22 protein-coding genes are annotated in these 19,368 nt (G+C 43.7%); 8 read left to right on the forward strand and 14 right to left on the reverse strand.

From position 1 onward, the window contains the following. The 5 genes from DBT_RS10040 to DBT_RS10060 all read left to right on the forward strand — a co-directional run. On the forward strand, positions 1–424 hold a 424-nt coding region (locus tag DBT_RS10040), incomplete at its 5' end, for a cytochrome b/b6 domain-containing protein (protein ID WP_208600910.1). 25 nt (positions 425–449) lie between these two features. Then, complete coding sequence (locus tag DBT_RS10045) at positions 450–1,142, forward strand: TorD/DmsD family molecular chaperone (RefSeq protein WP_067620044.1); 693 nt, start codon at positions 450–452, stop codon at positions 1,140–1,142. A 169-nt stretch (positions 1,143–1,311) separates the two neighbouring features. Next, positions 1,312–2,277 (forward strand): arsenic resistance protein, encoded by a 966-nt coding sequence (locus tag DBT_RS10050; protein WP_067620045.1) that lies wholly within the window; start codon positions 1,312–1,314, stop codon positions 2,275–2,277. Positions 2,278–2,382: 105 nt separating this feature from the next. After that, positions 2,383–3,219 (forward strand): purine-nucleoside phosphorylase, encoded by an 837-nt coding sequence (locus tag DBT_RS10055; RefSeq protein WP_067620047.1) that lies wholly within the window; start codon positions 2,383–2,385, stop codon positions 3,217–3,219. Then, positions 3,206–4,507: an amidohydrolase gene (locus tag DBT_RS10060; RefSeq protein WP_067620050.1), complete on the forward strand. Its 1,302-nt coding sequence runs from the start codon at positions 3,206–3,208 to the stop codon at positions 4,505–4,507. The genes DBT_RS10055 and DBT_RS10060 overlap by 14 nt, the downstream gene beginning before the upstream one ends. Positions 4,508–4,702: 195 nt before the next feature. On the opposite strand, the gene DBT_RS10065 is transcribed toward DBT_RS10060, so the two are convergent. The 14 genes from DBT_RS10065 to DBT_RS10135 all read right to left on the reverse strand — a co-directional run bounded on the left by DBT_RS10065 (position 4,703) and on the right by DBT_RS10135 (position 15,885). Beyond that, positions 4,703–5,152, reverse strand: coding sequence for a TIGR00725 family protein (locus tag DBT_RS10065; RefSeq protein WP_244155351.1), 450 nt, complete (start codon positions 5,150–5,152; stop codon positions 4,703–4,705). Beyond that, complete coding sequence (locus DBT_RS10070; RefSeq protein ID WP_067620052.1) at positions 5,149–5,745, reverse strand: YqaA family protein; 597 nt, start codon at positions 5,743–5,745, stop codon at positions 5,149–5,151. Before DBT_RS10070 ends, DBT_RS10065 begins: the two co-directional genes overlap by 4 nt. Then, positions 5,733–6,404, reverse strand: a complete 672-nt coding sequence (locus DBT_RS10075; RefSeq protein WP_067620053.1) for a protein-L-isoaspartate(D-aspartate) O-methyltransferase — start codon at positions 6,402–6,404, stop codon at positions 5,733–5,735. Before DBT_RS10075 ends, DBT_RS10070 begins: the two co-directional genes overlap by 13 nt. After that, complete coding sequence (locus DBT_RS10080; RefSeq protein WP_067620054.1) at positions 6,382–6,726, reverse strand: hypothetical protein; 345 nt, start codon at positions 6,724–6,726, stop codon at positions 6,382–6,384. Before DBT_RS10080 ends, DBT_RS10075 begins: the two co-directional genes overlap by 23 nt. Positions 6,727–6,851: 125 nt before the next feature. After that, positions 6,852–7,985 carry an ABC transporter substrate-binding protein gene (locus tag DBT_RS10085; RefSeq protein ID WP_067620056.1) on the reverse strand — a complete coding sequence of 378 codons (1,134 nt, stop codon included), beginning with the start codon at positions 7,983–7,985 and terminating at the stop codon, positions 6,852–6,854. Further along, on the reverse strand, positions 7,978–8,796 hold the full coding sequence (gene ybgF / locus DBT_RS10090; protein WP_067620058.1) for a tol-pal system protein YbgF: 819 nt from the start codon (positions 8,794–8,796) through the stop codon (positions 7,978–7,980). The genes DBT_RS10085 and ybgF overlap by 8 nt, the downstream gene beginning before the upstream one ends. A 10-nt stretch (positions 8,797–8,806) precedes the next feature. Further along, complete coding sequence (gene tolB / locus DBT_RS10095; protein WP_067620061.1) at positions 8,807–10,081, reverse strand: Tol-Pal system beta propeller repeat protein TolB; 1,275 nt, start codon at positions 10,079–10,081, stop codon at positions 8,807–8,809. 232 nt (positions 10,082–10,313) lie between these two features. Next, positions 10,314–11,228: an energy transducer TonB gene (locus DBT_RS10100; RefSeq protein ID WP_067620064.1), complete on the reverse strand. Its 915-nt coding sequence runs from the start codon at positions 11,226–11,228 to the stop codon at positions 10,314–10,316. After that, on the reverse strand, positions 11,218–11,712 hold the full coding sequence (gene tolR, locus DBT_RS10105) for a protein TolR (protein ID WP_244155352.1): 495 nt from the start codon (positions 11,710–11,712) through the stop codon (positions 11,218–11,220). Before tolR ends, DBT_RS10100 begins: the two co-directional genes overlap by 11 nt. Positions 11,713–12,348: 636 nt before the next feature. Beyond that, complete coding sequence (gene tolQ / locus DBT_RS10115) at positions 12,349–13,068, reverse strand: protein TolQ (protein ID WP_067620070.1); 720 nt, start codon at positions 13,066–13,068, stop codon at positions 12,349–12,351. A gap of 8 nt (positions 13,069–13,076) precedes the next feature. Then, positions 13,077–13,892: a 1,4-dihydroxy-6-naphtoate synthase gene (locus tag DBT_RS10120; protein WP_067620073.1), complete on the reverse strand. Its 816-nt coding sequence runs from the start codon at positions 13,890–13,892 to the stop codon at positions 13,077–13,079. Further along, a complete protein-coding gene (locus DBT_RS10125; RefSeq protein WP_067620076.1) occupies positions 13,889–14,596 on the reverse strand; it encodes a phosphorylase family protein in 708 nt (235 codons plus the stop codon). Before DBT_RS10125 ends, DBT_RS10120 begins: the two co-directional genes overlap by 4 nt. Before the next feature lie 6 nt (positions 14,597–14,602). Continuing rightward, on the reverse strand, positions 14,603–15,385 hold the full coding sequence (locus tag DBT_RS10130; protein WP_161939962.1) for a metal ABC transporter permease: 783 nt from the start codon (positions 15,383–15,385) through the stop codon (positions 14,603–14,605). Then, positions 15,352–15,885 carry a hypothetical protein gene (locus DBT_RS10135; protein WP_067620081.1) on the reverse strand — a complete coding sequence of 178 codons (534 nt, stop codon included), beginning with the start codon at positions 15,883–15,885 and terminating at the stop codon, positions 15,352–15,354. The genes DBT_RS10130 and DBT_RS10135 overlap by 34 nt, the downstream gene beginning before the upstream one ends. Positions 15,886–16,574: 689 nt before the next feature. Between DBT_RS10135 and DBT_RS10140 the strand changes: the two genes are divergently transcribed. The 3 genes from DBT_RS10140 to DBT_RS10150 are packed head-to-tail and all read left to right on the forward strand — an operon-like array spanning position 16,575 to position 19,368. Continuing rightward, positions 16,575–17,486, forward strand: coding sequence for an Mrp/NBP35 family ATP-binding protein (locus tag DBT_RS10140; RefSeq protein WP_067620084.1), 912 nt, complete (start codon positions 16,575–16,577; stop codon positions 17,484–17,486). A 2-nt stretch (positions 17,487–17,488) separates the two neighbouring features. Further along, positions 17,489–18,310, forward strand: coding sequence for a TIGR02757 family protein (locus tag DBT_RS10145; RefSeq protein ID WP_161939963.1), 822 nt, complete (start codon positions 17,489–17,491; stop codon positions 18,308–18,310). After that, the gene (locus DBT_RS10150) at positions 18,289–19,368 is read left to right on the forward strand and encodes an SO_0444 family Cu/Zn efflux transporter (protein ID WP_083186767.1); all 1,080 of its coding nucleotides are present in this window, start codon (positions 18,289–18,291) and stop codon (positions 19,366–19,368) included. The genes DBT_RS10145 and DBT_RS10150 overlap by 22 nt, the downstream gene beginning before the upstream one ends.

Raw genomic sequence — 19,368 nt, forward strand, 5'->3', positions numbered from 1 at the left:
TTTTGTACTTGTGCAACTGAAGAATATTAGCAACTGGCAGATATGGCCTGAATCAGGGGCAGAGGGATTCAAAGGCTTGAAGACCAGCTACATTGACTTTCGTCATGCAGTCCAGGGAAAGTACAATGCCGGACAGAAGATTGCCGCATTCATATTTATAGTAACAATATCGTTCCTTGCGATTTCTGGTTACATCCTTTGGTTCCGTGGGGATTTTTCTCCGGAAACTTGGGATAAGGCCAGGTTTATCCATGTATTGAGCTTTGTGATCCTGATACCTACACTATTGGGTCACATGTATTTTGGGCTCCATCCTATAAATCGGCCTGGTCTAAAGGCCATGTTTGGAAATGGTGAATTGGATGAACATGTGATCAAGTCACATCATCCGCTTTGGTATAGAAAACTGAAAGGCATACAATAACCTCCTTTTTGATGTGAGACAGACTATGACTCGCTCACATATCACTGTAACGTCCTCTGAGCCGGATAAAAGGCATCCGGCTCCGGCTCCAGGTCGGCCCCAAGGCCTGGATGCCCAACACTATGCCAGGCTGGGACTCTACCGGGTCCTCAGCCTGGCATACCTTTACCCTAAAGATTTGGATTGGGAGGAGTATCTTGAGATACTTCCATCGGTATTGGAGGAAAATACCAGGATTCTGGCCATTGATGTCTCTGATGAAATTAATATTCTGGCTAGATATATAAGGAATATGGACACTGAACAGATCCTAGTGGAGCACACTGCTCTCTTCATCAACAATCCCCTCAAAGACCCTGTTTCCCCTTATGAATCAGTTTATTTGGAGGGGATGGTAATGGGTACAAGCACTCTGCAATTACAGGAATTATATGAACAATATGGTCTTTCGGTGAGCGAAAAACATTCCTACTTACTTGCCGACCATATCGCTCTAGAACTTGATTTTATGGCCATACTCATTGAAAAGTCCATTGAAAAACATGACACTTCTATGACTGAACAGAGGGACTTTTTTAGGAAGCATCTCGGCCGATGGGCCCAGAGATTTTTTCAGGATGTTAAGAAAAATACCAATATCCCGTATTTTTTGTCTTTGGCCACTACTGCCGAAAGATTTCTGCAATATGAAGAGAGATTGCTTTGCAGGCAGGATTGATTAATCACGATAAGCTTTAATCTAATGGAAATGTGGTAGGTAAACTGGGCGAAAATGAACTGGAGTTGGGCATTACCTTTTGGATTAGTCAACTATAACTCTTGACAATCTAATCCGGGACAGTAGCATAATTTAATCTACTAAATTATTTCTATCAGGTCTTAAATAGATGAACACAAGACAATTACTTACCTTTCCTGCAAGAAATCTCGTATTTGTAATACCTGTCATGTTAATTTCTGGCCTAATTACAGGCTATTATGTGGATACCTCACCCCTTAAGACTTTGATTTTGCCGGTCTCCATATTGATGGTATATCCTGCAATGATCGGTTTTCGCCTGGGTGAATTGACAAAATTTACGGAAAAGAGGCTGATGGGGGTAAATCTTGTGGTAAACTTTCTGGTTTTACCCCTCATCGCCGTTCTCATAGGAAAACTCTTTCTTCATAACCATCCCGACTTGTTTACTGGTCTTGTAATTATATCTGTTGTTCCTGGCGGAAATATGGTGGTTGCCTTTACAATGATGTTTAAGGGCAATCTCAGTGCTTCACTGAAATTGTCCGCTACTAATCTGCTTCTGGGCTCCTTTTTGGTGCCTGTTTATCTGTATGTCTTGGTAGGTAAGCTGGTACCCATAAATGTTGTCCAAGTTTTTCAAACCATTATTATGGTAGTGTTTCTTCCCCTTGTTATGGGTATCCTTACATATAAATTACTCATGAAGCGCTATTCAGAAGAGACTTTTCAAAAGGAAATAAAACCGCTTTTACCTGGGCTGAGTGCTTGGGGGCTAGTTTATATTATTTTTACCAGTATCAGTCTGAAATCACGTATGATATTTGGATATCCAGGACTACTACTGCAGGCCATAGGAGGTCTTTTTCTCTTTTATTTTCTGGTCTTCTTAGTGGTCGTCATAATAGCTAGGTTATTTTTCAATCGTAGGGATGGAATGACGCTTTTTCTCAATAGTATTTTGCGCAATCTGGCAATATCCATTGGATTAGCTATCACTGCCTTTAATTCCCAGACTGCAATGATGGTGGCACTGGCATTTCTGTTCCAACAGCAAATCGCAGTCTGGTTCTGGAAACTTGACAATCGCTTCCATCTACTGGTGGAAAACTGATAAATACAGTACATGGTACATTGTTTACGCTATAGGACTGGCAGTGTATGGTAGAGAAAAATGCCATTCACTGAATAGATCTGCAAGCAGTTGAAGTAAAGGGAGATGGACAAATACATAGAGAAAATCGAGGAAACCAGGTCATTTTTTGAGGAAAGATTATCTAGCCCCCCTGAGGCAGTTGTAATGCTGGGCACGGGACTTGGAGGGGTATCGAAGGCCCTGATGGGTTCCACCTCCTTTCCCTATGAAGAGATCCCCAATTTTCCAGTCTCTACCTCTCCAGAGCATCGGGGGGTATTACATATTGGTGAGATCCATGGCCATACAGTGGCCCTGTTTGAAGGCCGCTTCCACTTCTATGAAGGCTATTCCACAAGGGAACTCACTCTTCCCCTTCGAGTGATGGCACTTCTTGGGACAAAGGTGCTCATAGCATCCAATGCAGCTGGCGGGCTTGATCTGAGTTATTCTCCAGGTGACCTTATGCTCATCAAGGATCACATTAACCTGATTCCTGACAATCCCCTTAGAGGACCTAACGTGGATTCCTGGGGAGAGAGATTCCCGGATATGAGTAAGGCCTATTCTAAGAGGCTAAGGGATTTGGCTAAGAAAGTGGGGAAAGATTTAGGGATACCGATAAGGGAGGGCGTATTCGTGGCTGTGCCAGGGCCCAGCCTAGAAACCCCTTCTGAGACGAGATTCTTGAGGATAATTGGTGCAGATGCAGTGGCCATGAGTCTTGTCCCTGAGGTAATAGTTGCTGTCCACGCCGGTATGGAGGTGCTTGGCATTTCCGTTATAGCCAATGTCAACAATCCAGATGCCTTTGAGCCAATTCGTATCGAAGACGTCATCGAGGGGGCAAGACGGGCAGAAGAGGCCCTTACTAGGCTTGTATTAGAAATATTTAAGAGAGGGATCCTTGAAAAGAGTTGACCTTATCTTAACAGGTGAGTTTGTTGTAGTGGAGCCAGATGCTCCTCCAATCATGGACGGAGCTATAGTGGTTTCAGGAGATAGAATAGAATCTGTGGGCCCAAGGGAAGAGATTCTTGGGGGATATACTGCTGAAAAAATAATTGAGCGTCCCACCGGTCTTATCATACCAGGGCTTGTTAACGCCCATACCCATGTCCCGATGACCCTGTTCAGGGGATTAGCAGATGACCTTCCATTGAAGACCTGGCTAGAGGAGCACATTTTCCCCAGGGAGGCGAAGCTAACACCTGAACTGGTTTCCATAGGAGCAGAACTTGCCTGTGCAGAAATGATTAGATCGGGAACGACCTCTTTCATTGATATGTACCTATTTGAGGACACTATTTGTGAGGTCGTAAATAGGGTCGGGATGAGGGCGTGGCTGGGTGAAGGACTGTTCGACTTTCCATCTCCTGCCTTTCCATCTGGTTTTGATGCCCTCAAAGAGACTGAAAGGCTTATTGAAAAATGGGGTGATAACCCATTTATAACCATTACCATTGATCCCCATACTCCCTACACCTGTAGCCCGGAGCTCCTTAGGGCGGCACGAAAACTCCAGGAACATACTGGCGCCTATGTTGTGATCCATCTAGCTGAAACCCTTTGGGAAGACATGGAGATAAAAAAGAGATATGGTTGTACCCCTGCAAAACATCTTGATAATCTAGGACTCCTTGGAGAGCGTACTATTGCCGTTCACGTAGTACACCCAACTGAAGAGGATATTTCGCTGTTAGGGGAAAGAGGTGTCCGAGTTGTGCACTGCCCAGAAAGTAATCTCAAGCTCGCTTCAGGTATCTCACCTGTAAAGGATATGATAGAAAAAGGCATCAAAGTACTTATTGGTACTGATGGGGCAGCAAGTAATAATAATCTCAATATGTTAGAAGAGATGAGTACAGCAGCGAAGATAGCCAAAGGTGTAGTCCAGGACCCCACTGCCCTACCTGCCAAACTGGTCATGAAGATGGCCACTACGCTTTCAGGTGAGAGCCTTGGAGTTGATGGCCTTGGAACATTAAAACCTGGTGCTCCTGCAGATGTTGTCATTATAGAGCTGGATTCTCCTCATCTCAGACCATGTTATAACCCAGTATCTCAGGTGGTCTATTGTGCTGGCCAGGGAGATGTTTCAGACGTAATATGTGGTGGCCGGATATTGATGGAAGAGTTTGCGCTCAAGACCATTGACGAAAAGGAACTGTTTTCGAGGTTAAAGAGGGCCTTGGATGAGTTCATCTAACCTCTACATTAGGGCGAAGACGTTATAAAAAGTTCAATGTACAAAGCTCACTTCCTTTAACTCAACACTCAAAACTCAAAACTCAACACTTTTAAAAAGCTTCTACCTTCTTCCTATTTCTATTTTCATCCACGCGGGTGACGAATTCCGTCGTCATGATAGTTTATAGGAAAAATATTGACCAAATATTTACGTTCAGGGAAGTAGGCTAAATGCCTTTTCTACCGCGTCCTTTGCTGTCTCTACATAGTGGACTTCAGGGATGTCCTTCCATGTATGAAGGCCTATAACAGGCTTCCACATCTTTAGGGCTAGGGCGATTTCAGAAAGCGTACCGTGGGAACCTGATATGGCAATTAATGCCTCGCAGGAGCGAACCAGTATTACGTTTCTTGCGTGTCCCATACCCGTCACAATGGGAATTTTTATGTAGTCGTTTGCCTCACTCGCCTTCACCCCTGGAATGATGCCCACTGTGAGCCCACCTTTTGAGCAGGCGCCCTTTGCACTGGCCTCCATGACGCCTCCCAGACCACCACAGTAGAGAATGGCCCCACGCTCTGCAACCATCTGGCCCACTGTATAGGCGAGTTCGTATATTCTATCATCGCAGAGTCCTGCACCGATTACGCCTATTCGCCTCATTTTATCACCCATTTTATTACAATATAGCCTGCCACAAGGAGTAGAGCAAAAATTAAGGTAAAAAGATTGAAATATTTTTCAATAAAATACCTTACCCGTGGGCCGACGAGATAAATGAGTCCGCTCACAAGAAAAAATCTACCCCCCCGCGACAGGATCGATGCAATAATAAATGTGAAAAAATTGATGTGAAAGGCCCCGGCAGTGATGGTGAATAGCTTATAGGGTAGGGGAGTGAATCCACCAGCGGCGACTGCCCAGGCATCATAACGCCTGTAAAGGTCTTGGACCACGAGGTATTTTTCCTGGAGGTGGTACAAGGAAAGTATTTTATCTCCAATAATTTCCATGAACTGGACCCCGATAAAGTAACCAAATACACCTCCCATGACAGAGCCCACAAGGCATATTAGTGCCCAGTAAAAGGACTTTTGGGGTTTTGAAATACTCAGTGTTATTAAGAGGACATCTGGCGGTATGGGGAAAAAAGAAGATTCGGCAAAGGCGAGCACAAATAGCCAAAGTCCTGCCCTGGGATGGTCTGCGAGGGACAATATCCGGTCATAGAGCCTCCTCACAATTACTGCTTCCATCCGTGGTCCCCAATCAGCTTCACAAATCGCACTGCCTCAAGGTCTTCTCTGATATATTTACCGTTAATTTTGCGTACCCTTATGAGATTCTGACTGAACTCGTCACCAACCGGTATCAGCAGTATCCCTGGATCCTTTAGTTGTTTCAGTAAAGGATCTGGCACGTTTGGCGAGGCAGCAGTGACGATTATGGCATCATAAGGGGCAAACTCCTCCCATCCCCAACTACCGTCGTCTAGCTTTAAAAAGCAGTTCGTATAACCTAGGGAGTCGAGCAATCGTCTGGTCTTGGACAGGAGTTGCGGGACCCTTTCAACGCTATAGACCTTATCTGCAATCTCCGCTAATACGGCTGCCTGATATCCTGAGCCAGTACCGATCTCCAATACCTTTTCATGGCCTTTGAGTTCTAAGGCCTGGGTCATTAGAGCAACTATATATGGTTGGGATATAGTTTGGCCATAGCCTATTGGCAGGGGATGGTCCTGATAGGCCTGATCTGTCAAGGCCTCGTCTACAAACAGATGCCTAGGTACTTTATTCATTGCATCTAGTACCAAATTATCTGTGATGCCGCGTGCCATAAGTTGGTTCTTTACCATTCGCTCGCGGGCGATTTTATACTGGTCTGAGGAATTATTTCTGGATATCGGACACATAAAAGGTTGCCTTTTCCACCCTATTAGAAAAGAATTTGACCTCCACTACTTCCATTTTCACCTTTCCTATATGGCTTCCGACAAAAGGTATATACTGGTAGAAGTGTTTTCTTTGATGGTAATAATACCATGCCTCCCGCTGGTGGTCTATCTTTCGCCTTGCATCTGGCGGGCCCATTATAGCCTCTACCTCTTCCATTGGTTGACCCTGGTGAATGTAGGATGTGTCTATAGCTAGAAATTGCCTTGGGTTGACAGTACATGAAGCTATGCAGAGTGTAAAAATAACGAGAATGATATTTAAAAAAAACGAAGTTCGCATTCTTTTCTCCCCAGACAGTATTGGTGTTATAGGTATCCAAAATGTAGGGAAATAGCAAGAAAAAATAGAGAATCTCTTCCAAATCCGATTTTGTCCCCTTTTGCCGTGTAGAATTTAGGTGCTAGTTAATTCAAGACAGGACTAAGGGTCAGAGATTTCTGATCCAGACCGTTATGGTCGTATTCTTTAATTGTAAAGGTGCCAATAATACCGTGGTATGTGGTATGGTTTAGGGTCTCTAAAAGTCCTTCCTTTGTTGGAATAGCCTCATTAAAAAAGGCCTCAGCCAAAAGGCCTATGGCGTCCCAGGAAAGGGAAGCGGCAATTACTTTGTCTCTAGTCCTAATAGTACTTTCTGAAATGGCATTTTTAAATCGAATTATGTTTAGCAAATTATCTTCGTCAGAGACCTTTTTATGAAGGACCATTGGATTTTGTAAAAAGACTGTGCCATTTTGGAGATAATTCCTTATGACAGGTACATCAACTGGGGTATCCATTAAAAAGGCCAATTTTATAGGATTATTCCTTAAGGATTTGAACAGGGTAGCAAGGAATCGTTCATCCCCTCTAAAGAGTATTATGTCGGTTTCAAGGTCTTTGAGGTATTTTAACTGAGAGGAGCAGTCAGTATCATACTTTCCGAATCCCTCTACGCTGGTAATTTTTATACCGAATTCAGGGGCATATGCCTTAAGCCACGTAATGTCTTTTTCCCACTTGGAGTTTGTCTCTACCAGTATTCCCACCTTCTTGAGCCCCATTTTTCTTACAGAATAGTAGAAGGATTTTATCATTATCCCTATATCTGGAAACACACTAAAGGTCCATTTAGTATATTTGTCCCATGGAGTCGGTCTGAGGGGATAGGTCCCAGAGGTAAGAATCAAGAGGAGTTCGTGTATCTCTGAGAATGCTCTCAAGGTCCTTGAAAGGTGGGACTCCGTTGGGCCGATTATCGCCATTACTCCCTCGTTTTTCTGTAATCGCATGGCACCTAAAAGGAGTCTTCCCTCTTGGCCACTTGTATCGACTACTAGGAGATCAAATTGATAGCCAAGTTTTTCAAGTCTGGGATTGAGCATTTTGATGGCCTTTTTGGCCCCAATGAGCATCGCATTACCCAGGTCTTTATTCGGGCCAGAAAGGTCTAATAGGGCCCCAACCTTGATTGGTTTGGGGCCCGAATAGGCCGGTTTCAGGAAAAAGGTAGAAAAAATTAAAAAAATGAGGATTGATCTAAGGAATTTTTTAACCAAGTCTCTCAATCTGTTTTTTCGCAAGCCTTGCCTGTGAAGACTTTGGATAAAGCTTTATAAGTTTTTTCCAAATTATTTTAGCACTCTCTGGATCCCCAAGTTTGAAAAAGGCCATTCCCTCTTTTAAGAGGGCAGCTGGAACCTTGTTGCTTTTGGGGTAGTCTTTAATCACCTTTTCATAGGCCAGTATGGCCTCTTCAAAACGATTCAAATTGTATTCGCATTCTCCTATCCAGAAGTGGGCATTGGGAACAAGTGCACCTTTTGGAAATTCTTTTACATATTTTTCAAGGGTGGTTCTGGCCTCTTTAAACTTTTTTTCCTTGATAAAGTCAAGGCCCTTTTGATAGATATCAATTCCAGTCTTTTTCGTCTTTTTTGCCTTATGTGCAACCTTATTTTGTTTTTCTTTTACTGTACCTAGGAGTCTAAGCTCTTGTCTTAATTTTACGATATCTTGTTGGAGTGCGGCTACGACTTCCTGATTCTTTTCCCTATCAGAGGAATAGGTATGCTTCATTTCTTCGATCATTCCACTAATCCTCAGTAGTTCAGCATTTACTTCGTCGAGTTTGTTTTGGAAAACTGCCTGTCTGCTTCGCACCTCGAGAAGGCTGGATTCCCCGAATTGTTCTTGGGCCTTTTTCAAGGCTTGAACCTGCTGCTTTAACTCTAAGACAGCTTTTTCCAATTCCTGGTTTTTTTGTGAAAGGCTATAGATACGTCTTTCTAGAAAAGTTACCTGCTCTTGGGGCGCACAGGCACTCAGTCCCAAGACTATGCAGACTATCAGAGCAGCGCTCTTATTCATGTTGACCTCCTTATTTAAACGTGTTTGGCCCCCAGAAAGGGGTGAGTGCCTCTTGTTTTTTTAAGGTTATAAGGCGTCTTTGACGTCTTCCATTTGCATCCATAACATAAATGGACTTTTTTCCAAGTCGGTCTGAGGAGAAGAGTATCTGTCTGCCATCAGGTGACCAGGAAGGATTTTCGTTATTCCCTGAATAGGTAAGTTGTACTGGATCTCCTCCCTGGGGAGAAATGGTGAATATTTGAAACATACCGTTTGACCTTCCAACATAGACTATGCGCGTTCCACGGGGTGACCACTGGGGATCAGTATTATATTTCCCCTCATAAGTTAAGCGCCTTACCTTCTTTGTCTCGACATCCATGATAAAGAGCTGTGGAGTACCGTATCTGTCAGATACAAAAACCAGCTTTTTCCCATCGGGCGACCAACTGGGTGAACAGTTTATGCCAGGGCCACGGGTAAGTCGCTCAATGACCCTGCCGTTTAGATCAATGATGTAAAGATCGGGATTGCCGTCTTTACTTAGAGTAACAGCCAATTTATCCCCACTAGGATGCCACGACGGAGAAATATTTATACCTGCATAGGTAGCGAGTTTTCTGATGCTACGGTTTTTTAGGTCCTGAAGATATAGATGGGGTTTTCCGGAACCGTAAGAGGTGTAGACTATCCATTTGCCATCTGGGGATATCCTTGGGCTAATTTTGATTGCTGGTCCATTTATTAGCCTTTCGAGATTGAAGCCATCAAAATCAGCAATAAATATAGATTTATTCTTCTTATCAGATCCTACGAATGTGATCTTGCTTAGACTTACGCCACCCTCTCCAGTAATCTCTCTTACTACTAGATCAGTGAATCTATGGGCGATTTTTCGTATTGTGTAGGCATCCTTTGATCCCCTGTATCTCCGCCCTGTGATCATACGCTTCTCTCTTGCATCAAAAAGTCTCAACTCCACGTTTATTTTGTCATTCATCCTGACAAGTTTCCCAGTAATTATGTATTCAATGACCGTTTCATAATCTTCATTAGGCGGTTGGTCTATAATTTTAAAAAAACCGTGGAAGTCCAAATCGTTTTTTAAAATCTTTTGGATCTTTTTTGAGAGTTCACGATTTTCAAAGGTCGAAGGTGACGTCTCAAATGCCTTTATTTCAATGGGAATAGATCTCAATATTGGTGCCGTAATGTCGATGTAAAGCCTTGCTTGTCCGGCCTTTGCCTCTAATAGGGTAAAGAGCAGGAATAAGAAGACCAAAAGATTCTTTGACCTGAACATGGAATTCTCCTGTGACGATACTCTCTTTGGCACTTTAAACTGAGTTTGATCAAGAGGCAAGCTAGTAGGGTCAGGGCTATGTCAAAGTTTTGAGTTTTGAGTGTTGAGTTTTGAGTTGAAGGAAGAAAAAAGTGGTCAAGGTCGGCCTACACGGCGGTTCCTTGCACAAAGGTAATTCTTTTAAGGACCTTACCAACGACTTTGACATAGTCCTGGCAGTAGGGTGGACAGTTCAGTCTTCTGGTTTAAATCTCACCCCTATTTCTAAAGGCCCTTGGCCAAGTTCTTTTGGAATCGGTGGAAATGAATCAACAGCCTCTATCGCCCTTTGTGCAGATTGATCAAAAAGTGCTTCTCCAGACCTCTTTTCAAAGTGGCTTAGCAGGATCTTTCCATCTTTTGAAATGGTTAGGACTATGACGGCCTCGAGCTCTTTTTTATCTAAGAGTCCTTGGGGAAGTACCCAGTTGGAACGGATAATCTCCCATATCTTTGTAAAGTAGCGACGTAAGACCTCATTTTCTCCAGAGTCTCCGCTGCTTCCCCTAGAAGAGATGTGTGTGGTTTCCTTGTGTTTTTTCTTTGCCTTTATCTCGCTTAGACGCTTTTTTAGATACTCTTCTTCTCTCTTTTCCTCCACTCGCCTTTTTAATCTCTCTATTCGCTCCCTTAGGAGGCGTTCCTCATCTATTTTCTTCACTGTTTCCTTATCTATTTTCTTTGTAGTCCTCTTTTTGGAGGGAGGCACTGATTTGGTAGACAGTGGTTTAGTCTTTTTTTCAACTGGCTTAGGCTTTTGAGGAGGCTTTCGTTTTGGTTTTGGTTTAACTTTGGGCTTTGGTTTTGGTTTAACCTTAGGTTCAGGTTTAGGCTTTGGTTTTTGTTTTGCCTTTAGAGACTTTTTTGTCTTTTCCTTAGTGGTTTTTGGAGGCGATTTAGGGGCCTTTGGCGTGGGCGTCTTTTTCTCTTCAGGGAAAAAGAGCTTAACTGTATAGACCTCTGGAAGTTTGTCCTTTTTTTCAAAGAGGGGAGCTACGAAAAAAAGGACAGTCCCCACTATTAGATGGAGTAAAAAAGACATTAAAAGGGCTACGGCCTTTTCATTCCGAGCCCCCTTGTTTTTGAGATAGGAATCCTTAGAAGCCACCTTTTCTCTTTGATGGTCTGGTTACCAGGCCAATTTCTTCTATTCCGGCCTCTTTAAGATCGGCCATGATGCCTGCCACAAGCCCATAAGGAACCTCTTTGTCTGCTTTTAGGAGTACCTTGAGCTTTGGATCCTTTTTTTTCATTAGCCGAAGCTTTGCCTTCAATGCCCGCTTATCTAGCGAAATTGAATTAAGGTACAGTCTTCCGTTTTTGTCCACAGTAACAGTCTGAGGCCTCTCTTTTTGTGGCAGGGCCTTGGCAGTAGTTTCGGGTAGATCCACTTTAATACCCCTTGTCATCATTGGTGCAGTGATCATGAAAATAATAAGTAAGACCAGTACTACATCAACGAGAGGGGTAACATTGATCTCTGCTGCATATCGTCTTCTGCTATTTCTAGCTCCGTGGCCATGTGTCATCATTGCTGCTGTCCTTTCTCGTATTTGCTTACAGGGCACCCCATCTACTGCGTTGTCGGGCATTCGACGTACGGGGAGTACGCCTTCATGCCCTCCGCCTTTTTACCAAACCGCTGATCAAAAGGCCATAATGGGTTTTTCCTTTATTTTCATACGTTAACCTCGTTTGCTAAAAAAAAATTCATGACGGTGTCAAGTGTGTACAAGAGCCAGCCCCAAAGGGGGGAATTATTCATGCTGCCTTCAAAGTCGGTATGGGCTGCAACTTGCGCCTTTACAACAAAAGCCCATTTAAAGAAACAGTGGGTGTACAGCACAAAGTAGGAGACGGCCAGAAGGGCAGCGCAACCCCTGGGGGACGGTTTGGTCGAACAGGACATGCGGAGCGCAAATAGGCCCGAAGCCCCGAAGGGGCTGAGGGGGCATGCATGGACGCATGCCCCGACCTTGTCGGCAGGGATGCCGACTAGGTCGGCCAAGCGGAGCATGTCCGAAGACTGAGACCATGTCCCACGGGGGGGGCGCCGCCCATCCCGTCCATTCCTATCCCATAGCACTCCATTTCCACTCACTGCTCTTCTTGCATCTCTTAGGGGCATTTCCTTCTCTTTTAGCCTCCAACAAAAAACCACGGTGTCAAGTGTGTGCTAAGCCCAGCTCCCAAAGGGAGGGGGCAGGGGGAGGGCACCCTGTGAGCGATTACCCTTTCTCTTGTTTGTTGTTATCGACAGCTTTTAGCGCCAGTGCCTCAGCAGCCAGTTGTCGTTCAACAAGGTTCAAAAAATCGTTTTTGAAACAATTGAGATTGCCCTCTACTTCAGAAATCCGTCCTGTGAACCAGTTATAGGCTATTACTGCAGGAATTGCAGCCCCAAGGCCTACTGCAGTGGCAATTAACGCCTCTGAAATGCCAGGTGCCACTGTTGCAAGGGTGGCAGATCCCCTGACTCCAATTTCATGGAAGCTTCTCATGATGCCCCACACAGTACCAAAGAGTCCGATAAACGGTGACGCATTGCCTATGGTTGCAAGCCAGCTTATCCCGTTTTCAAGGTCCCAAAGTTGGATCACGATACCTTTATCAATAGCCCTTTCCACATTGTCAAGCCAGGCCTTCATGGCCCTTGGCCCTTTTATCTCTGATTGGAGCCTTTCGTATTCCCTATAGCCTTCCTGAAATACCCCTGCCATTGGAGACAGTTCAATGGTTTTGGAAAAATTGTAGAGATCTTGAAGGGAGCTGGTTTGCCAAAATACTTCCTGGAAACGGTCATCTTCTGTTAGGGCCCTTTTAAACTTTCTCGATTTGGCAATGATGATTCCCCAACAGGCGACTGAAAAGACAATCAGGACAAGGAGTACAAATTTAACCAAAATACTGGCAGACAAGATGATATTTAGGATGGTTATGTTATTCATAATATTTACTAGTTCCTTTCTGAAAATATTCCTTTTTCGATACCAAGTGAGAAGAGAAATTCAACTGCCTTTTTACCATCTGTGCCAAGGGAGACTGAATAGTCGTTTACATACAGGCGGACATGATTCAAGATAACTTCATCGTCTAGCTCCCTTGCCCATTTTTTCATGAAAGGCATGACCTCGTCTACGTTGTCCCAGGCATATACTATGCTCTGCCTCAAGGCTTTTTCAAACATTGACTTTACCTCAGGTTGAAAACGTCTTTTTAAGACTATACCGCCCAGGGGTATAGGGAGATGAGTCGAATCTTCCCACCATTTTCCAAGGTCAACTAGTAATCTTAGGCCTAGGTCCTCATATGTAAATCTAGTTTCGTGTATTATGAGCCCAGCGTCAAACTCTCCCATTTGTACCTTTTTGGGGATCTTCGAAAATAAAATGGGGACTGTCTCCTTAATATTGGGCTCAAAGAGTTTTAAAAGTAGATTAGCAGTGGTGTATTCACCAGGTATGGCCACTTTCTTACCTTTTAATTCTTCAAAATTAGAATCCTTTCTTGTAACTACAAGTGGTCCGCATCCCCAGCCGAGCGCGCTTCCAGCATCGAGTATTTGGTAATTATTCTGTACAAGTCCTGCCAGGTGATAGGATACCTTGCTTACATCTAGCTCTTGTCTAAGCACCAATTGGTTGAGTTCTTCTACATCCCTAATGGTTACTTCAAGGTCAAAGGGGTGTGCTACCTTGTTATGTAGTAGTGCGTAAAACATGAATGTATCATTTGGGCAGGAAGATATGCCAAGGGTTAGTTTTTTATTCATTTGAATAGCCTCTCAAAAAAGGATTTCAGTGAATCTAGCGCCAAATCAATCCTCCAATGTTCGCGACTGTCTCCTGCAATGTTACTTATAGAACGAACTTCCAAAAAGGGGATATTAAATTTCCTTGAGACCAAAAAGAAGGCTGCCCCCTCCATGTTTTCACACTGTGCATTAGTGAAATGGTATATGTTTGAGGCCCTCTCATGGGAAGCGCTTGTACACATACATGTGGCCATATCAGCTACCTTTAAAGATAGAGATTTTAGTGTCTTACCAATAATGGGTAAAGATTCGAAGTCCGGGGCAGTGATTTCATAATCAATGGCATCTCCTTTTATTTCAATATGTGAGATTGAGTCTCCACATCGTCCTAGGTCTCCAAATTTTTCTTTTTTGGCCAGAACCACCTCTCCAATACGGAAGTCATGGCTCACCTCTTTAAAAAGGCCACATAGGCCAAATAGGATGATAAGCTGAGGAGTAGGATTTTTTAGTAGGCACTCACATAAATTTATCCCCATATTTACTGGCCCTATGCCGGTGATCAAAAGGTTTTCAACACCTTGGCAGGAGTCCAGTATCGATGCCTCGAGCCTCGTTGGGGTTACAAACAGAATTTTATCGGTGTCTATCGAGATCTCTTTCAAGCTACTCTGGCTAAGGCCTTCTGTGTAAGGCCTTCTCTGAGGCTTTTTAGAAATCATGGCCTCCTACCCTATGCGAGAATAGTTGTGTTCCACAAGAGCCCCTCCAAGAACTATACCTTCGAGTATGACAATGCTCCCTGAGGCTGGAAAGTTGAGGTAATACGACACTATTAGGCCGAGGATCACGGTAGTTACTCCTATGAGTACAGACAGGAGTATTGCTGATTTTACGCTCTTTGAAATCAATAAGGCACTAGCCCCTGGAATTACCATTAACGCCGTCACCAAGAGGAGTCCAACGATCCGCATTCCAACAACCACCGTCACTGCCGTAATAATTCCCAGTATTACCTCTAGCCTATGTGCCGATATCCCAGAGGCCTTAGCGCACTCTTTGTCAAATGTTATATATATAAGATCCTGATAGAACCAGCAAAACAAGCCAATGGTAAATGCGGCCAAAAAACCGGATATGATCACTTCATGGGGTTGGATGGTAAGGATGCTACCAAAAAGATAACTTAAAAGGTCTGCGTTAAAGTCTCCGGCAATGGTTGCAATCACTACACCGAGAGCCATTCCAATGCTACTTAATATGCCTATACCAGTGTCACCCCCAAGTCCTGAATCTTCTTTCAACCGTATCATGAATACTGCCCCTATGGCCGCAACCAATAGGGCCAAGAGCATTGGTTCATATCCCATTAAGAGCCCCAATGCAACACCGGCAAAGGTAGCGTGGGAAAGACCGTGGCCAATCATGGCTTCGCGCCTCAAAACCATGAAGACTCCAAGTACGCTCGATGTTACGGCTAAAAGGCCTCCGGCAATGAAGGCTCTTTGCATGAATTCATATTGAAGTATTTCCATATCTCCTTTTCCAGCTTCCACGAAATGTAGAGTTCCCGTCCATATTGCCGTCGAAGGCGCTCGAGGTCTTTTGGGGGTATCTCATTTTTGATGTGTTCGCAAAGATAATTAACGCAAAAGTGATATCTAACAAGGAGCGTACAGCCTGTTTCCCCTAAAAAAATACAAGTTGACGGATCTCTATGCCTTTGGGGGAGAGTGCAACCCAACAATAGATTTAAGATAAGTGTTGGTATTTCATACCATTGTTCAATTGCCCTTGAACAACATCCACTCCCCTGGTTGACTTTAGCGCAGCGAATACAAACCGAGGTTAGTCCAATGGACTGCATGAGCTCTTTGGAGCGATTGGCCTGGAGTCTCAGCTCTGGAAGGAGGGAAGACAGATTTTGTTCCTCAAAATAAAGGCCAACTGCTTGCTTGAGTCTAAGTGAAATAGAAATTTTTTTTGTTATGGAATCAGAGACCGCCACCATGGTATACCGTCTAAAAAAATGTCATCCGCTTGTTATTCTCTTATTGAAGAGATTTTGCCTGGCTTGGAATTGACCTTAAATAAAGCGTACCTTGAATCGGCTTTCAATCCTTTTTATGGGATCATCGCAGCCTGGCGTTTTTCACATGTGTTGAAGATGAGTACATGGTTTGTTGTAGCTTTATTTGTTAGGTCGACAAAATTTTTTTGGCACTAAAATTTCCTTCGCTATATCGCACTATTTTCTCAAAAAACTACTAAACTACATACATAGTGTCAATCTCATAATATCGTAGTCCAAGGTTCGCTAAGAATCTATTTTTATTTCTATTGTCCAGTTAGGATATAGGAGGGCAGCTTGAATCCAAACTTTCATGACGAACGAGTTCGTCACCCCCGGATAAAAGTGTTGAGTTTTGAGTGTTGAGTTTTGAGTTGAAGGAAAAGAGCTTTGGAAGTTTTGAGTTTTGAGTTTTGAGTGTTGAGTTGAAGGAAGAGAACTTTGCACCTTGAACTTTTTATGAGAGCTTCGTGCTCCAGCCTCTGGCTATTGTACAGGCAGGGCTTGCTTCTTCCTTCTACCTTCTACCTTCTACCTAGATTGTAGACCTTGAGATATGTATATAAAAAAGGTAAGTTCTTGCAGGTAGTATCTTGGTAAGAAACAAAATCAACAGGAGGATGATATCAATGGACGCAAACTTGGATCAAAAGGAAGATATAAAGAAGAATCCTGTTTTAAAGGAACAGGAGGAAAAGATACAGAAAAAGCTCAGCCAGATTGAAAACAAGATAATGGTAATGAGCGGGAAGGGAGGGGTTGGTAAGAGCACAGTTTCAATAAACTTAGCCATTGGGCTTTCCCTTGAAAATTTCTATGTTGGTCTACTGGATGTGGATCTCCACGGACCAAATGTACCTAAGATGCTCGGTGTGGAGAGGGGAGAACTTCAACGCAGGCCAGACGGCACAGTTGGTCCAGTATACTACTCTCCAAACCTCAAATTTATGTCTGTTGAGCCACTTTTGCCAGAAAAAGACTCTGCAGTTATGTGGCGCGGTCCATTAAAAATGAGCGCCATCAGGCAGTTTATTTACGACATAGAATGGGGAAAGCTTGATTATCTCGTAATCGATGCACCTCCAGGCACCGGAGATGAACCAATGACTGTTGCTCAGACCATACCCGATGCCTTTGCAGTGGTGGTGACTACTCCTCAGGAAGTCTCTCTCTTAGATGTAAGAAAGTCCATTAGCTTTTGTAATCAGGTTGGGATGCCCATACTCGGAATAGTTGAAAATATGAGTGGCATGCTCTGTCCTCACTGTGGAAAGACTATTGACGTCTTTAAGCGCGGTGGAGGAATGAAGCTTGCGGAAGAATTAGGGGTCCCATTTTTGGGAAGAATTCCTGTTGATCCAAGGGTTGTGACCACCGGAGATGCTGGTAAGCCGATTATTGCCACTTATCCTAACAGCCATACTGCTGAGGCCTTTGAGAAACTGGTGAGAAACGTAATTAATGCTACCCAGGCCTTGAAAGAAAAGCTCCTTGAAGAAGCCAAAGAAAAGCAAAAGAAAAAGAAGGAAAAGGCCAAATAAATGTGAGTTCGCTAAAAATTGGCCGGGATTACGAGGTCTGGCTTAAAGATACCCTTGAAGCACTTTACGCTTCCTATAATAAAAGGGAATTTGTTAAGCCAGATCCTCTTCAATTTCTTTATAATTATCACGATCCGTTGGATCAGGAAATCGTAGGCATTATTGCTGCAACCCTTGCTTACGGAAGAGTCAAGCAGATTTTAACGAGTGTAGAGCGCATTCTGCATCCGCTTGGGGATTGTCCTAGAGAAACACTTTTAGGCCTGGAAGACAAAGGGCTTTTAAGGCTCTATTCTGGATTTAAGCACAGATTCCACAAGGGGGAAGACTGCGCAACCCTCTTATTGAATGTAAGGAAACTTATAGATATTTACGGCACATTGGGAAGGGCGCTAAGATATGGAATAGATACCCATCAAGGGGACTTTATCAAGGGAGCGAGTTGGTTTGTAGATAGGCTCGTGCAGGGTGGTAGAGGGGGATTTATGTTTCCAAATCCCTCAAGAGGTAGTGCCAGTAAGAGGCTTTTTTTATATCTCAGATGGATGATAAGAAAAGATGAAGTGGATTTGGGATGTTGGCACGGTCTTTTTTCTCCAGAAGATCTCATCATCCCCCTCGATACCCATCTGTTTAAGGTATCAAAGGCCCTTGGATTCACTAAAAGAAGGGTTCCCGACCTTAAAGCTGCAATGGAAGTAACTTCTTGCTTTAAGAAGATTTGTCCCGAAGACCCAGTAAGGTATGACTTCGTGCTCACGAGGTTCGGGATAAATCCGAAATTTTCAGAGGAGGCCCTCCTTTGCTTGTTGGAGAGATCTTGAAGCACAGTTGGAACATTTATTCAGAGATGGCACCGTATCTAATGCTTGGATTTGTTCTTGCAGGTCTTTCCTATGCATTTCTTTCACCAGAGTTTGTTAAGCGAAGACTAGGAGGAAATGGGTTTTCCCCAGTACTAAAGGGAGCACTCTACGGAATACCTTTACCCTTGTGTTCCTGTAGCGTCCTACCAATAGCCGTATCCTTGAAAAGACAAGGGGCGGGAATTGGTGCGGTAGGGTCGTTTTTAATCTCTACGCCACAAACTGGCTTAGACAGTATTGTTGTTACATGGAGTTTTTTAGGGGCCATTTTTGCCATATTCCGAGCCATTGCCGCATTCGTAAGCGGTCTCATTGGTGGTACGATACTTGATATTTTTGCAAGGTGGAGCAATGTAAGCGGTTATAAAAAGAGGGAGATCCCACGTGGAGAGAGCGACGTAAAATGTGAGTTGGGATGTGTCCACTTTGAATCCCAAGGGTGTTCGTGTACTCAAAATGAACCCAACAGACTAAAATTAATGATTGATTATGCTTTTAAGGAATTGCCCAGGGAGATTTGCGGGCCCCTTTTATTGGGAATATTTATAGGAGGATTGATCGAGGCCCTAGTCCCAAATGATTTAGTGGAAATGGTCCTCAGACCCGGGGTTACTGGTTTATTTCTTGCTCTAATACTGGGGATACCTATGTATGTTTGTGCAACATCCTCAATCCCTATTGCACTGGCCTTTTTGTTGAAAGGGGCAACTCCAGGGGCTGCATTTGTGTTTCTTATGACAGGTCCTGTGACAAATACTGCACAGATAAGTGCAATCTACAATATTTTTGGAAAAAGAAATCTTTTAATCTATCTTGTGACAGTGTGCACTACTGCCCTTGTTTTTGGGGCCTTGTTAGATTTTGTTGTAGAGGAATTAAATTTGGCCCGTGATTACAAAATAAATGAGTTGGTTCCCTTTTGGATAGAGATTTTTAGCTCCATTATGCTTTCCCTTTTGATTCTTCGGACCTATTATGAGAAGATGTTGGGGAAGAGGGGCGTATGTGGGGGGTAA

The sequence above is a fragment of the Dissulfuribacter thermophilus genome (assembly GCF_001687335.1).
In the GTDB taxonomy this organism is placed as follows: domain Bacteria; phylum Desulfobacterota; class Dissulfuribacteria; order Dissulfuribacterales; family Dissulfuribacteraceae; genus Dissulfuribacter; species Dissulfuribacter thermophilus.